The following is a 14,376-nucleotide window of genomic DNA, read 5'->3' as shown; positions in this document are numbered from 1 at the left end:
TGGATTAATTAGGTGTCAGATGTTGGTGCGACACTGACATCTGCAACCAACTGACAATTTCAGCGTAGGATTTGGGTGCCGAGAAGTAATAGCCTTGCATCAAATCGCAACCCATTTCCTTGAGCCACTCTTTTTCCTCTTTGGTCTCCACACCTTCAGCGACAACCAACTTTCCTAAATTGTGCGCCAGCGTAATCATGGCGGAGACCAGGCGTTTGTCGGTATGGCTGCGGTTTAATTCCTGCAAGAAGCCCAAATCGATTTTGACGGTGCTGATCGGCAACCGCTGTAAATGCAGCAGCGATGAGTTGCCCGCACCAAAGCTGTCGAGTAAAAAATTAATGCCAAAAAAGGACAACGGGCGCATGCACAGCGAGATCAACTCAATATTGTCGGCAAAGACCGTCTCGGTGATTTCAAATTCAATATCGCCCGGCTGTATATCGTTATCGGCAAAAATGCGCGCAACCTCGTGCACCAGATTGTCGTCTTTGAATTGGCGGATGGACAAATTGATCGCCATCATCAAATGGTCGCCCCAAATAGATTGCAGGAGCTTCAAATCATTACATGCCTGACGGATGACCCAATACCCAAGCGCGTTGATAATGCCGGTCTCTTCGGCGGTGGCGATAAAATCGCTGGCGTTCACTATGCCGACACCCGGTTTGTCCCAGCGCAGCAAAGCTTCAAGCGCGACCACCTTGCCGGTGCTGACATCCACGCGCGGAATGTAATGCAATACAAATTGCTGCTTCTTGAGTGCAGCGCGTAAATCGGATTCCAGCCGCAGCTGGCGACGCACATCCTGGTTCATCATCTCGGTAAAAAAACGGTAGCTGCTGCCCTCCTCTTGCTTGGCTTTGTACATCGCCATATCCGCGTGCTTAAGCAAAGTATCGGCATCGCGCCCAGCTTGCGGGTAAATCGCAATACCCACACTGCAGCCCACAACCACTTCGTGCCCATTGATCTCCGCCGGTTGTTCAATCGCCTTGATAACTTTTTCGGCGATGTGGGCGACATCGGTATTCACCGCAATGTTTTGCAGCAGCAGGGTAAATTCATCGCCGCCCATGCGCGCAACAGAGTCGCTACGGCGCAAACACGCGCCCAAACGCTCGGCGCAGATGCGGATAATCGCATCGCCAGCATCGTGACCAAAGTTGTCGTTGACCTCTTTAAAGCCATTGAGATCAATAAACATAAGGGTAAAACTGGTGTTGTCGCGCTCGGCCAGATGAATCGCATGCTCAAGGCGATCGCGGAACAGAATACGGTTGGGCACATCGGTCAAAGGGTCATAGTGCGCGAGGCGACTTAGATGCTGCTCGGTCTGTTTACGTTCGATGGCATAGCGCAGGGTGCGCTCCAGCAGCAGGTGATCAATTTGGCCTTTGATCAGGTAATCCGCAGCACCGGCGCGGATGGCCTCGCGGTCAACCTCGGTTTCCATTTCATCGGTCATCACCACAATAGGGGTCTGGCAGGCTTGCACACGCGCCGCATTGAGCAGGTCGCGCGCATTCATATCGCCCCAATAATAATCGAGCAGGGCAACATCAAATTCCTGGGATAAAATTTTCCCCAATGCGGAATCCAAATCATCGCACCAGGTCAATTCGTACTCCACATGGCGAATGTGAGACAAAATCTCGGCGATGAGCAGGTATTCACCTTGCTCACGGTCGATAAACAGGATTTTTATTTTCCGCTCCATTACTCTCGATCCCTTAAAAAAACACCATTCACACGCCAATCTGCTCAATGGTAACAGTGCCCCCAAGCAAACTGAACGCCTTGCTATATAACAAATAACCGCTACAAACCAACTGCTTTTACCTTGCAGTTATAGCAATCCAAAACCGCTTTGCTTAACGATGCATGTCCTAATTGCAACGCGGAGCGGGCTTGTTAGAATGCCAGCCCACTTGTCCAAGGCTACCCCTGTGTCGCAACTGAATCCCCGCCAAAAAGAAGCCGTGCTTTATATCGATGGCCCCTGTCTGGTTCTGGCGGGGGCAGGCAGCGGCAAAACCAGCGTGATTACGCGCAAAATCGCCTATTTGATTGAACAGTGCGAAATCCCTGCGCGTAATATCGCCGCCCTCACCTTTACCAACAAAGCCGCGCGCGAAATGAAGGAACGCGCCAGTAAACTGGTAAAAGGCAGTGCATCCAAAGGGCTGACGGTTTCCACATTTCACAACCTGGGCCTCAATATCATCCGCCGCGAACACAAAAGCCTCGGCTTTAAACCCGGCTTTTCCATCTTCGATTCTGAAGATGCCCGCTCGCTGCTCAAAGAGCTGATGCTCAAAGATGGCGATCTGGACAGCGATCATCTGGACTTGGTGCAACACCAAATTTCCAACTGGAAAAATGATCTGGTCACTCCCGAGCGTGCATTGGGCATGGCGCAAAGCCAGGGCGAACAGACCATCGCCATGATTTACCTGCGCTACAACCAGGCTTTGCGCGCCTACAATGCAGTGGACTTTGATGACCTGATCCTCATCCCGGTGGAATTGTTCCAAACCAACCCTGATGTACTGACGCGCTGGCAGCGCAAAATCCGCTACCTGCTCGTCGATGAATATCAGGACACCAACTCCAGCCAATACCTTTTAGTGCAATTAATTGTAGGCAACCGTGGCGCACTTACAGTGGTGGGCGATGACGACCAGTCCATCTACGCCTGGCGCGGTGCCCGTCCGGAAAACATGAGTCAGCTCAAGCAAGACTATCCCAACCTGCGGGTGATCAAACTGGAGCAGAATTACCGCTCTACCAGCCGCATCCTGCGCGTCGCCAACCATCTCATCGCCAACAATCCGCATGAATTTGATAAGGCGCTGTGGAGTGAAATGGGCTTGGGCGATCCTATCCGCGTCATCCGCTGTAAAAATGAAGAGGCAGAAGCCGAGCGCATCGCCACCGAAATCATTACCCAACGCCTGCAAAAACAATACAAATTCCGCGACTTTGCGGTGCTTTATCGCGGCAACCATCAAGCGCGCCTGCTGGAGATGAAACTACAGCACCACCAGATTCCTTACAAAATGAGCGGCGGCTCCTCATTTTTTGCCAAAACCGAAATCAAGGATGTCATGGCCTACCTGCGCTTGATTGTAAACCCGGATGATGACAACGCATTCTTGCGCGTGATCAACACTCCGCGCCGCCAAATTGGCACCAGCACTCTGGAAGCCTTGGGCGGATATGCGAGCGAGCGCCAAATCAGTTTATTTGCTGCACTGGACGAGGTGGGCTTACAAAGTCGCATTCCCGAGAAAAACCTGGAGCGGCTGCAGCGTTTTGCGCACTGGATCAACCAAGTGAAACGCAATTGCAGTGGCGACGCACCGGTCGATGCCATTCGCGAGATGCTTAACGATATCGACTACGAAGGCTGGCTACACCAAAACTCCAACACCCCCAAAGCCGCCGAAAAGCGCATGGAAAATGTGTTTTATCTGGTGGAATCGCTCCAAAAAAGCCTCGATAAAAGTGCCAACGATGATGAAGACGAAGAGTCGCGTATCGAGGATGCTATCGCCAAATTAGTACTGCGCGACCTGCTGGAACGGCAAGAGGAGGAGGATCTCAGTGACCAGGTGCAATTGATGACCTTGCATGCATCGAAAGGATTGGAATTCCCGCATGTATTTATGGTGGGAATGGAGGAGGATTTGTTGCCACATCGCAACAGCATTGAAGATAACAACATCGAAGAAGAGCGTCGCTTGACCTATGTCGGCATCACTCGCGCGCAACGTACCTTGAGCATGACCCTCGCCGGCAAACGCAAACAGTTTGGCGAGATGAGCGAAACCACCCCCAGCCGCTTTTTGGATGAATTACCGCCTGATGATGTCGAGTGGGAAGGTTTTGGCGAACAGAGCCCGGAAAAAAATATCGCCAAAGGGGAGGAGACCCTGTCCAATCTGCTGAACCTGTTTGATTAATCAGGCGTAACAAAAAGCTAAAAACAACAAAGGCGACCAGAGGTCGCCTTTGTTGTTATGGAGAGCTCTCAAGCCCCCCCCCACTTAACCCAATATTACTTGCTGCCATCCAGCATGTAATCCACCGCCGCTTTGATTTCATCATCAGAACAGGCGGCGCACATACCTTTTGGTGGCATGGCGTTAAAACCATTAATAGCATGGGTATAAAGAGTGTCTTTACCTTTGGCGGCACGCGGAGCCCAATCAGCGGCTGTGCCGTATTTAGGCGCGCCCATCACACCAGCACCATGACAAGTGGTGCAGAAACCACCGTATACATCCTTACCTGATTTTGGGCCAGCTGCCGCGGCTGGAGCTGGCGCTGCTGCGCAGTCATCCCCAGACATACAGGTACTGCCTACCGGGGCAATACGCGCTTGGACTTCGTCGTCGTTAGCGATAGCTGTGCCGCTCACCAAAGCACTCACTAACAAAATTCCGAACAATTTTTTCATTTGGCTCACGGTGTTTTCCTCATTGATATAGGCTCACTGAAACACGGTTGCAGCAATGCCTTTGTAAATCATCAGGCACCTGCAGGGTTCCTGATAGCGTCGGGCGCGCATTATAGCGGCAAATACCCACACAGGCGATGGCAGTATTAGATGTCGGCATGAAGATTCTTGCTGCAATTTGATCTACCACGACCAGCTGTTATGCTTATTGCCAAGTCTTATACCTATTACAGGATTATTGCCGGTATGGAATATAACAGCGTCACCTTTGTCGCCTACTTCAGCGCAGCTATTGTGTCTGCCCTGATGATGCTGGCTTATCTATTCCAATTGGTGCGAAAACAAAAAACCTGGGTGTTTGCCGGGGCTGCTGCTGTCCACACCCTTCATCTTGGCGCGATTGCCCTGTCCTTCTCCACCTACCAGATACCGCTCTACATACTGATTATTCTGGAATACCTGCATTTTAACGCCTGGGTGCTCTGTATCAGCCTCAGCCTCAAACACAATACCCAACGTCGGCAACTGCCAACAAGCCTGCAATTGTTGTTCAGTGGGGGCTGGCCAATTACCGCGCTGGCAATTGCCATGTTGTTCCTGCCCAATATGAATCAAGCGGGCTTGTCGGTCTGGTTTGCATTGGGCCTCGCCGTCATTGCGCTGGTGAGTGTGGAGCAGCTGTATCGCTTTGCCGCCGAGAACGACCGCCAGATCAAACTGCTGTGCATGAACCTTGCCGCCATTTTTCTGTACGACATTTATCTATTTACCCATGCCCTGATTTTTAAAGGCCTCGACCCTATGCTGTGGCAGTCACGCGCCGCAGTGTCCATCGCCACCTGTTTGTTTATGGCCCTTGGCGGAATGCTGCTGCTACAACGGCATGAACGCCCTGCCAATTTCAATTTATCCCGCCCGATTGCGTTCTATACCACGTCATTAGTGGGTGTCGGAATATTGATCACTGTACTGTCACTCGGCGGTTATTACGTGCGTTTGTACGGCGGCAACTGGGGCACTGTGTTTTACAGTTTGCTGCTGGTCGGCGCAGTACTCATCATCGCGACTGTTTTTGTCTCCAGCCGTATCCGGATGAAACTATCCGTTTTGATCAATAAACACCTGTTCCGCTACAAGTACGATTATCGCAACGAGTGGTTGCGTCTGATCAATTACCTTGCCCAACCAGCCGATGCCAGTGAGGTCAACCAACGCGCCTTTTTTGCAGTCGCCTCCACCACGCGCGCGCCCAGCGGTGCCATTTGGCTGCGCAAACAAGGCTTTTATGAGCCCGTCTATCGCGCCAATCTACCCAGCTTTGTTGATTTACAGGAGGAGCCGGTCGATAGCCCGTTTTGCCGCGCGTTTATAGAATCGGAATGGGTGTTTATCCCCGACAGTGGCGATAACGAAGCCCTCAGCCAGCACAATGAGCTGCTACCTCACTGGGCGCATAACATTCCCGACCTGTGGCTGCTGTTTCCATTAATTGTGGGTGAAGAGTTGGTTGGCTTTATTGCACTGACCAAGCCCGGTGGCGATGAAACCCTCACCTGGGAAGACCTCGATCTACTCAAAACCATGGGACGCCAGATTGCGAGTTACCTCAAACGGCACCAACAAGCAGAGCAATTGGTTGAAGGTCGGCAATTCGATACTTACAACAAGTTGGTGGCCTTCATCATTCACGATTTGAACAACCTGATTGCCCAGCAAGCACTGGTCGTACGCAACGCCGAAAAGCACAAAGGCAATCCGGCATTCTTTGAAGACGCAATCAAAACCATCAGCAACTCTGTAGACCGCATGAATAACCTGCTGAAAAAATTGCGCCGCGATGATTCAGATCTGGTTAAACGCCTGTCGATCATGGAGGTCGTGCAACAAGCTATTAGCGAATGCCAACGCAGCGCACCCAAGCTGACCGCCGAAATAGAAACCACCCAGCGCACCATCAATGCCGACCAGGTCAGGCTGGTAATGACCATCACTAACTTCATTAAAAATGCGCAGGAAGCGACGCCAGACGACGGCCAAGTTCATGTTACACTTCAGGTCAACAATAACTGGGTCACCATCGTCATTCAAGACACCGGCTCAGGGATGGACTGGGATTTCATCCACAATCGGTTATTCAAACCATTCGAAACAACCAAATCCGGCAAAGGCATGGGCATAGGAGTCTACCTATCGCGCGAGTACATCAGTGAGCTCAGCGGCACACTGAATGTCGCCAGCGAATTGGGCGAAGGCACGACTATCACCATATCCCTCCCGTTGAACAAGGATTAGCGTAAACGCATGAGCAAATCAGCCTCAACCAAACCTATATTACTGATCGTCGAAGACGATGCAGGACTGCAAAGCCAATTGCGCTGGCACTTTGACCAATACGAGACCATCGTCGCCGACAATCGCCAGGACGCCATCGCAGCACTGCGCCTGCATGAGGCTTCAGTCATTATCCAGGACTTGGGTTTACCACCGGATGAAGACGGTGTCGATGAAGGGTTCAAATGTATCCAGGATATTCTGCGCATTTCCCCCAATAGCAAAGTCATTGTGATGACCGGCAAAACTGATCGCGACAATGCACTGCGCGCGGTCGCGATGGGGGCCTATGATTTCTATCAAAAACCGGTAGATCCCAACACTCTGGATCTTATTGTCCAACGCGCCTTCCATATCCACGAACTGGAAGACTACAACCGTCGTATCAGCCTGTCCCAACAAGAACCTTTGGAAGGCCTGATTACCAACGACCCGCAAATGTTAAAAATTTGTCGCCAGTTGGAAAAAATCTCCCCGACTACCGTTACCTGCACACTGCTGGGAGAAAGCGGTACCGGCAAAGAGGTAATGGCACGAGCGATCCATCAACTCAGCCCGCGCAAAAACAAACGCTTTGTTGCAATAAACTGTGCAGCTGTACCCGAAAACCTGATTGAAAGTGAACTTTTCGGTTACGAAAAAGGCGCCTTTACCGGTGCTAACAAAACCACCATAGGCAAGGTGGAAACTGCCAATGAAGGCACCCTGTTTCTTGATGAAATTGGTGATATGCCTCTCAATCTTCAAGCAAAGCTTTTGCGCTTTTTGCAAGAAAGAGTTATTGAGCGTGTGGGCGGACGATCAGAAATTCCTGTTGACGTACGCGTCATTTGCGCCACCAACAAAAACCTCGAAGAGATGGTAAAAGCAGGAAGTTTCCGCGAAGACCTTTTCTATCGTATCTGTGAAATGACGGTATTGATCCCTCCTCTGCGCAACAGGCTGGGCGATAAGGTATTACTCGCGCGTCATTTCAAATTGAAGTTTGCCAAGGAACACGGCCAAAACGTGACTGGCTTTACCCCGGATGCCATAGCCGCGATTGAAAACTATGCATGGCCAGGCAACATCCGTGAAATGGAAAACAAGATAAAGCGCGCCGTGATTATGGCCGATGGCAAACATGTCACACGTGAAGACTTGGGGCTGGCAGAAGCAGGAGATCTTTCACTGAACCTTCGCCATGTGCGTCAGGAAGCCGAACGGGGAGCCATTCTCCGTGCACTCAGCATGACCGATAACAACATTTCCGCAGCAGCAAAACTGCTCGGCGTCACCCGCCCAACATTTTATGATTTGATAAAAAAATATGACATGAATCAGCAATATCTCAGTAATGGCGATGCAGGGGATTAAAGAAAGTGAGTGAGCGCGTTACTTAACTATCATCCTTGCTTGAAACCAATCCAACACCAGCTGAAAACCGTCTCATAATCAATTGGAATATGCCTACGTACTTCAGAATGGATTGCTCATCACAATAACTGGATACTTAATCGCGAAATTCATAAAAAAATATGTGGCTAGCACATGTTTAATACACAGGTGCTACAACTGGTTCACAGGTAGTGAACCATTCAAGACCAAATTAAGTAGGTGTTATAGATGTACAACAGCGTTAAAAAGAGCATATGCGCCATCGTCCTGGCGTCATCCGCGATAATGTTGACCGCGTGCGGCGGTGGTGGTTCATCAGAAACCGGTGGTGGTGGCACAGTCATCAACAAGCCAGATCACAGCTCGATGGCAGCAAGTAGTATTGCAGAGCAAAGTTCATCGGAACCAAAATCGTCCAGCGCCCCTCAAGCTACCTCATCAAGCATCAGCAGCATGAATAAGTCATCCTCCGCTACAAGCTCAGAGACTTATGTGCGAGCATCCCGCTCAAGTAGCAGCATTAATAACAGTACCGCCAATAGCTCATTAGCATCAAGCGGTACAGATACCACTCCTCCATCAGGAACCAAGCTGTCTCTTTACCAGCTCTCGGAAAACAGCCTCAGATTAATTTGGGATGAAGCGACAGATAATGCTGGCATTGACCATTACGAGATCGAGCGTGACGGGCAATTGATTGCAATTCTTGACCATCCAACCACCATACTTTCTGATTATCAGCTACTTGCATACACAGACTACCAATACACAATTACTGTATTTGATACATCGGGCAATAAGTCGGAAAAATCACCCGTTTTCACCGTGCGGACGCTAGCCAATCCGAACAGCAGTCGCTCAAGTAGTTCTAAATCAAACTCCAGCAGCTCAAAAAGCATTTCCTCAGCATCAAGTAGTACAACAAGCCAACAATCCGCCAAACTGACCTGGGCACACCCCAGCCAAAGGGAAAATGGACAATATCTTGAATTAGACGAAATTGGTGGATATGAAATTCGTTACCGCAAAGCTACGGATAAACGTTTCACCTATATAGTGATTAACAGCAATCAAGTTACTGAATACACACACGCTGATGCCAGCGGCACAGAATTTGAAATAGCAGTTTTTGATATCAACGGCGTCTATAGCCGCTTTGTGAAGGTTTCACAATAATTTCATGCTCAAAGATTGAACTAGGGATTTTTTTATTCGCACGCGCTATTATGAACCGCATCACAACACATCGGATTGAATAGCGTTCTGTATATGGATTTATTTAAAAATTTGACCCCTCCAGTCAGAGCTTTATCTATTTTTGCTGCAATATCTATCGTCGCATTGCTGTACTCCCCCAGCCTTGCGACGCTGTGGCAAAAATGGGTGCTCTGGGATCAAGACCTGGCTCACGCTATTCCTACCATTGGCGTAATGCTCGTTTTACTTGGACGCTGTAACTACGTAACAACCGATAGCTGCCAATCACCAAATACCCTACATTGGCTACTGATGCTGGCAACAGCAGGTGCTTCTTTGGGGTGGTACCTGTTCGAAAGCCTCAGCATAAGCCTGCCCGCATACCTCCTGTTGATCGCTACACTCTGCTTTTTTATAGGCGCGTGCTTTTCTACTTCAACCATGCTGACAGTGCTACCAATACTCGGCCTATTATTGTTTACCGTCCCGATTTGGTCTGAACTCACAAGCACTCTCGTTGACCTCAGCGCGCTCGCTGTAGGCAAAGCCGTAAAGCTCAGTAACTTGACCGTACTTATCGATGGCAGCAGCCTATTTATACCCAGTGGCACTATCTACATCGCCGATGGATGCTCCGGTATTAGATATCTAATTATTTCGTTATTGATGGGCTACATACTCATCTTGATCAATCAATATAGCCTTCGCACTTCACTCATAACACTTTTAATCGCGGCACTATTAGGTCTCTTCGCCAATTGGCTGCGCATCTACTTGCTTGTGCTTATCGGTTATCACACCGAAATGAGCAGCAGCCTGATGCAAGATCACGAAACCTTTGGCTGGATCTTATTTGCATGCTTGCTCGTACCAGCAATTTATTTTGCGCCCATCAATAGAGATCCAGCAAAAACAGTCAGCCTCCCCGCTCGACCACACTATCTATCGCTGATTGCACTTAGTCTTGGCCCAATATTTCTTTATGTTAACTCAGACATACCACCAACACATTCGCCGCTACAGCTAAGTCATCTTGATAAGTTCAAAACGGAAGTGCAAGAACGCATAGGTGCAGAACCCAGCCCTGATATTAATCATCTGGATAAACGACTAATAACACATGAAGAAATAAAAATCCGCGTGGATTTATTTACTCATATGCCCACTAGCCCAAGAGGGGAGATAGTGCCGTTTATACAAGGGGTGGTTGATCGATCGCAATGGTCACTTGAACGTTCACTCTCCAACCCCGAGAATAAATTTGCAATAGCCATCTATAAAAAAGTAGGCAGCAACACCAGAACGATCATCGCCACGCAATATATTATTGGCAAGATACACACTGAAAAGTATATCGCTGCAAAATTTTTGCAAATCATGGCAAATGCTATGGGTGACAAATATTTCGGATTATTAGTAGCGCAAGCAAATTGCTCGAATAACTGTCAAAACGAACTGGATAAATTAATTAGAGCCCTGCCTGTAATCAGTATTCCGCAGGGCTGAATTCCTAACGAAAGGAGGACAAAGCAGCCAATATACGCGCGAGATACGCCTGCGTAACCTGCTCATGGACTGGCAATGTCATAAATCTCCCAGCAAAGTTTTTAGCATTAACTAATGCGTGGGGAACAATCACCAACCCATCCACACCGGCAATCTGATCAATAGCTGCCGCATACATTGGTGAAGCGCCAAGGCCAGCGGCACTTAACTCTAAAAGCAATCTATCGCGACTCTCGCTATCCGGGCACAACAAGGGATAACGCAATAATCGTTTTTGACGAGAAGCGCAATGATCAGAAAGCGTCTGCACACCACAATCGATCACTGTTTTATTGATAAATTGTGACAGCCGATTTTCTCGATTACTGTAACGAGTAAAATTTACGCTCAGTAACGTGCGCCTGTAAGCATCGAGAGCCTCAATTTTTTCGAGCGGCACATAGCGAGTTTCACCCAAATGAAGCCAAGGATTACGATTTAACAATTGGTAAAACTGGGGCTTAAGCAACAAGTTATACGCTGCAATTTTCAATTTTAGCGTGAAGGAAGAATGTACCGACGGCTCAATGTGAGCTGCAGCATTCGCCGCAACAGGTTCTTTTGCCCAAAGCAATCCACCTCCCAACAAACTTATTGGCTTCCCGCGACCAAAAGAAAAGGTTACATAATCAGATTTAAACTGCGCGCGGCCAATTTCCTCTGGAAACCATTGCGCATTATCTTCTATCACACGCGTACGCAAATGCAAATCAGCGATAAGCTTAGACAGCTCATCCAAACGCTCACTAATTCCTAAAAAGTTTACTGCAATAATCGCAATAACTTGTGAATCCAAATGCAATCGCAACTGCGCCAAATCATAGGATGGATCGTTAGGACTAATATCAACTGCTACCGCCTCAACACCCGCATACACACAAGCAGCAATCAGATCAGGGCAACAATAGCCTGGAATGATTGCGCGCGGCTTATCAATATCAGGAAAATTCGCTTTGGCATCAAGCAACGCTAACGCCAACGCTGATGTACCGGAATCAAGCCAATATTGATAATTACCAAACTGATTTTCCAGTAGGCACTCCTCGCGTGATTCAAGCGAAATACGATTCCCTACAGGAGCAAGATCACCATACCAAATCATCGCGCAGAAGGCTTCCAGGTTGTCATACGCTGACCAGCAATAAATTTAATTCCAGCATCTAGCAAGGCAATATTTACTTGCACAAAAAAGTACACCAGTTTAATGATTGAAATGGACTGAAGGTTTGGCAAAAAATGTGCAACTACTGCTACGCAATAAAATACCAATTGCGCGAAGAAGGTTAAAAAATAAAATACCCCATCGTCGGCGATCAATGCATTCGTCAAAAATAACGCCAATAAAAACCACGGAGTTAACCAGCGCATTAATTTGTGTGATATTACCTGAAAGGAGAAAAATCCAAATTTACCAAAACGCAGCACCTCCGCATGGCGTGACAATCCTGTCATACCGCGAATAACAGTTCTTATTTTCCGCTGATATTCTTTTGATGGATCCTTCAAGTCTTGATAAAACCCAAGCACATCCGGGGCAGTCACTGCCCTTAGCCCTGCCTTTGCAGTATTCAATGCAGTATTAAAATCACTAGGTGAATGTATATCCCAATCACTACACAGCGATTTTCTAACAGCAAAAAAAGAACCACTTAGACCAACCAATCCAGCCAATCGGGATTCTTGCTGCCGCAGCCACATTTCATATTTTACATATGCGCCCTCACCAGCCACCGTGCCATTCTGACTAATGAAGCGATCCTCACTGGACACAGCTCCTACACTAGGATCATTAAAATAAGCGACTAACTTTTTAATCGCATCGGCAGGAATTTCTGTTGCAACATCACTAAACACCAAAATTTCGCCGCTCGCCTTTTCAATAGCGCACTGCTGAGCATGCTCCTTACCTAAACGCTCTGGCGCACGCACCAAACGCACACCCCGATCAGCATATTCACGCACAATTTCATCAGTAGCATCAGAAGAACAATCGGAAGCAACAATAATTTCAAATGCCGATGCATCAAATTCTAATTGCAAACTGTTCTCTATTTTTGCCCTTACCCTCAACTCTTCATTATACGCAGTCACAATTAATGAAACACTGGCAGCTGTCGATGAAGAGACTACTGCAGCATTGGTTTTCACGCCCTTCCTTGCCACCAACACGCGTAACACCAGCGGATAAATAAAATAACTATAAAGCGCCGCGATACAAAACAACCAAAACAAAAATGTTAACATTTTAACCTCTGTAAACTATCCCTAACAAAATTCGCTGAAGACACCGACACCATGCAAAAACATGCAACCCCGCCGATTTTAACCCCACATATCAAGGTTTTGCACATCATTTCTGGTGACCTATGGGCTGGGGCAGAAGTTCAGGCATTTACACTTCTCTGCGCCCTTAAACATCATTGCGACCTACATGTTGTGTTAATGAACAATGGTGAGCTTGCAAACAAACTTAAACACGCAAACATTTCTATCGAAATTATTGATGAACAGCATATATCCGGCATTGGTATTATCGGCAGGCTTATCAAAGTGATAAAAGCTGTAAACCCGGATGTGATTCACACCCATCGCCAAAAAGAAAACATATTGGCAAGTATTGCCAATCTCGCAGCCAACCTCTTTCCCTGGCGACGAATCACATCACTGCGCACAACCCATGGAGCCCCCGAACACAAACCGCAAGGTTTGAAACGCCTGATTGTCTGGCTAGATGACCTCACCGGAAAATATGCCCAGGATGCTGTCATAGCAGTATCAAAAGATCTCGCGCACAAGCTTACCGATAGATTTCCACCCAAACACATACACATTATCGAAAACGGCATCGACAACCGCTCGCTTGCCGCGCTAACACCAGCCTCCGATATCCGCACACAGGCAGAAGAGCACATTCATATCGGTATCGTCGGACGCCTGGAGCCTGTCAAGCGGGTCGACCTGTTTATACAAACCGCCAGCCAGCTCCTACACTCACATCCAAAATATAAATTGAAATTTCACGTTATCGGTGATGGGAAGCTAAAAAACGAGCTAACCATTCAAGCGCAGCAGCTGGGCCTTGGCGAAGCGATGATCTTTCACGGCCACAGAACCGATTCAACAGCAGCCATTGCAGCACTAGACATTATTGTGATGTGCTCTGATCATGAGGGAACCCCCATGACAGCACTGGAGACACTTGCGCTAGGCAAACCGCTGGTTGCTCACAGTGTAGGGGGACTACGTGAAGTTCTCGCTGATTACCCTCAGTTACTGGTCACTGAGCACAGCGTGAATGGCTATAGCGAAACTCTGTTACAGCTATTTGAACACCCCATCAAAACCCAACTCAACACCACTTATACCAGCGAGGAAAATGCCCGACGCACACTACAGCTTTATTTCGAGCTTAACCATAGAAATGTCGAATAGCTTTACACCACCAAATTAAATCAATACAC

Annotated in this window: 10 protein-coding genes; 6 read left to right on the top strand and 4 right to left on the bottom strand. The window is 48.2% G+C overall.

Annotated elements, in window-relative coordinates; all coding sequences use genetic code 11:
* Positions 1 to 4: 4 nt before the first annotated feature.
* Positions 5 to 1,720 (bottom strand): putative bifunctional diguanylate cyclase/phosphodiesterase, encoded by a 1,716-nt coding sequence (locus tag VC28_RS16145; protein WP_049631552.1) that lies wholly within the window; start codon positions 1,718 to 1,720, stop codon positions 5 to 7.
* A gap of 229 nt (positions 1,721 to 1,949) precedes the next feature.
* On the opposite strand from VC28_RS16145, the gene rep reads away from it, so the two are divergent.
* Positions 1,950 to 3,968 carry a DNA helicase Rep gene (gene rep / locus VC28_RS16140; RefSeq protein ID WP_049631551.1) on the top strand — a complete coding sequence of 673 codons (2,019 nt, stop codon included), beginning with the start codon at positions 1,950 to 1,952 and terminating at the stop codon, positions 3,966 to 3,968.
* Between the two features lie 95 nt (positions 3,969 to 4,063).
* Here rep and VC28_RS16135 read toward each other — a convergent pair whose 3' ends face one another.
* Positions 4,064 to 4,465: a c-type cytochrome gene (locus VC28_RS16135; protein ID WP_049632464.1), complete on the bottom strand. Its 402-nt coding sequence runs from the start codon at positions 4,463 to 4,465 to the stop codon at positions 4,064 to 4,066.
* A 201-nt stretch (positions 4,466 to 4,666) separates the two neighbouring features.
* On the opposite strand from VC28_RS16135, the gene prsK reads away from it, so the two are divergent.
* The 4 genes from prsK to VC28_RS16115 all read left to right on the top strand — a co-directional run bounded on the left by prsK (position 4,667) and on the right by VC28_RS16115 (position 10,876).
* Entirely contained in the window at positions 4,667 to 6,757 is a 2,091-nt protein-coding gene (gene prsK / locus VC28_RS16130; protein ID WP_231591794.1) for an XrtA/PEP-CTERM system histidine kinase PrsK, read from the top strand.
* 9 nt (positions 6,758 to 6,766) lie between these two features.
* Entirely contained in the window at positions 6,767 to 8,152 is a 1,386-nt protein-coding gene (prsR, locus tag VC28_RS16125) for a PEP-CTERM-box response regulator transcription factor (RefSeq protein WP_049631549.1), read from the top strand.
* A 249-nt stretch (positions 8,153 to 8,401) separates the two neighbouring features.
* Positions 8,402 to 9,349 carry a fibronectin type III domain-containing protein gene (locus tag VC28_RS16120; RefSeq protein ID WP_156184349.1) on the top strand — a complete coding sequence of 316 codons (948 nt, stop codon included), beginning with the start codon at positions 8,402 to 8,404 and terminating at the stop codon, positions 9,347 to 9,349.
* Positions 9,350 to 9,442: 93 nt separating this feature from the next.
* Positions 9,443 to 10,876: an archaeosortase/exosortase family protein gene (locus VC28_RS16115; RefSeq protein WP_049631547.1), complete on the top strand. Its 1,434-nt coding sequence runs from the start codon at positions 9,443 to 9,445 to the stop codon at positions 10,874 to 10,876.
* Positions 10,877 to 10,880: 4 nt separating this feature from the next.
* Here the strand turns inward: VC28_RS16115 and VC28_RS16110 are convergent, their stop codons facing one another.
* Positions 10,881 to 12,017, bottom strand: a complete 1,137-nt coding sequence (locus tag VC28_RS16110; RefSeq protein ID WP_049631546.1) for a DegT/DnrJ/EryC1/StrS family aminotransferase — start codon at positions 12,015 to 12,017, stop codon at positions 10,881 to 10,883.
* A complete protein-coding gene (locus VC28_RS16105) occupies positions 12,014 to 13,159 on the bottom strand; it encodes a glycosyltransferase family 2 protein (protein ID WP_049631545.1) in 1,146 nt (381 codons plus the stop codon). The genes VC28_RS16110 and VC28_RS16105 overlap by 4 nt, the downstream gene beginning before the upstream one ends.
* Positions 13,160 to 13,210: 51 nt before the next feature.
* Between VC28_RS16105 and VC28_RS16100 the strand changes: the two genes are divergently transcribed.
* Entirely contained in the window at positions 13,211 to 14,347 is a 1,137-nt protein-coding gene (locus VC28_RS16100; RefSeq protein WP_082191578.1) for a glycosyltransferase, read from the top strand.
* Positions 14,348 to 14,376 lie beyond the last annotated feature (29 nt).

The sequence above is a fragment of the Cellvibrio sp. pealriver genome (assembly GCF_001183545.1).
Classification (GTDB): Bacteria; Pseudomonadota; Gammaproteobacteria; order Pseudomonadales; family Cellvibrionaceae; genus Cellvibrio.
The sequence above is the reverse complement of the archived record's forward strand: the minus strand, read 5'-3'. Positions and strand labels throughout refer to the sequence as shown.

Excerpts from the sequence above, each read along its gene's own strand:
- VC28_RS16145 (WP_049631552.1), bottom strand. The coding sequence starts at position 1,720 with ATGGAGCGGAAAATAAAAATCCTGTTTATCGACCGTGAGCAAGGTGAA.
- VC28_RS16135 (WP_049632464.1), bottom strand. The coding sequence starts at position 4,465 with ATGAAAAAATTGTTCGGAATTTTGTTAGTGAGTGCTTTGGTGAGCGGC.
- prsK (WP_231591794.1), top strand. The coding sequence starts at position 4,667 with ATGCTTATTGCCAAGTCTTATACCTATTACAGGATTATTGCCGGTATG.
- prsR (WP_049631549.1), top strand. The coding sequence starts at position 6,767 with ATGAGCAAATCAGCCTCAACCAAACCTATATTACTGATCGTCGAAGAC.
- VC28_RS16120 (WP_156184349.1), top strand. The coding sequence starts at position 8,402 with ATGTACAACAGCGTTAAAAAGAGCATATGCGCCATCGTCCTGGCGTCA.
- VC28_RS16115 (WP_049631547.1), top strand. The coding sequence starts at position 9,443 with ATGGATTTATTTAAAAATTTGACCCCTCCAGTCAGAGCTTTATCTATT.
- VC28_RS16110 (WP_049631546.1), bottom strand. The coding sequence starts at position 12,017 with ATGATTTGGTATGGTGATCTTGCTCCTGTAGGGAATCGTATTTCGCTT.
- VC28_RS16105 (WP_049631545.1), bottom strand. The coding sequence starts at position 13,159 with ATGTTAACATTTTTGTTTTGGTTGTTTTGTATCGCGGCGCTTTATAGT.
- VC28_RS16100 (WP_082191578.1), top strand. The coding sequence starts at position 13,211 with ATGCAAAAACATGCAACCCCGCCGATTTTAACCCCACATATCAAGGTT.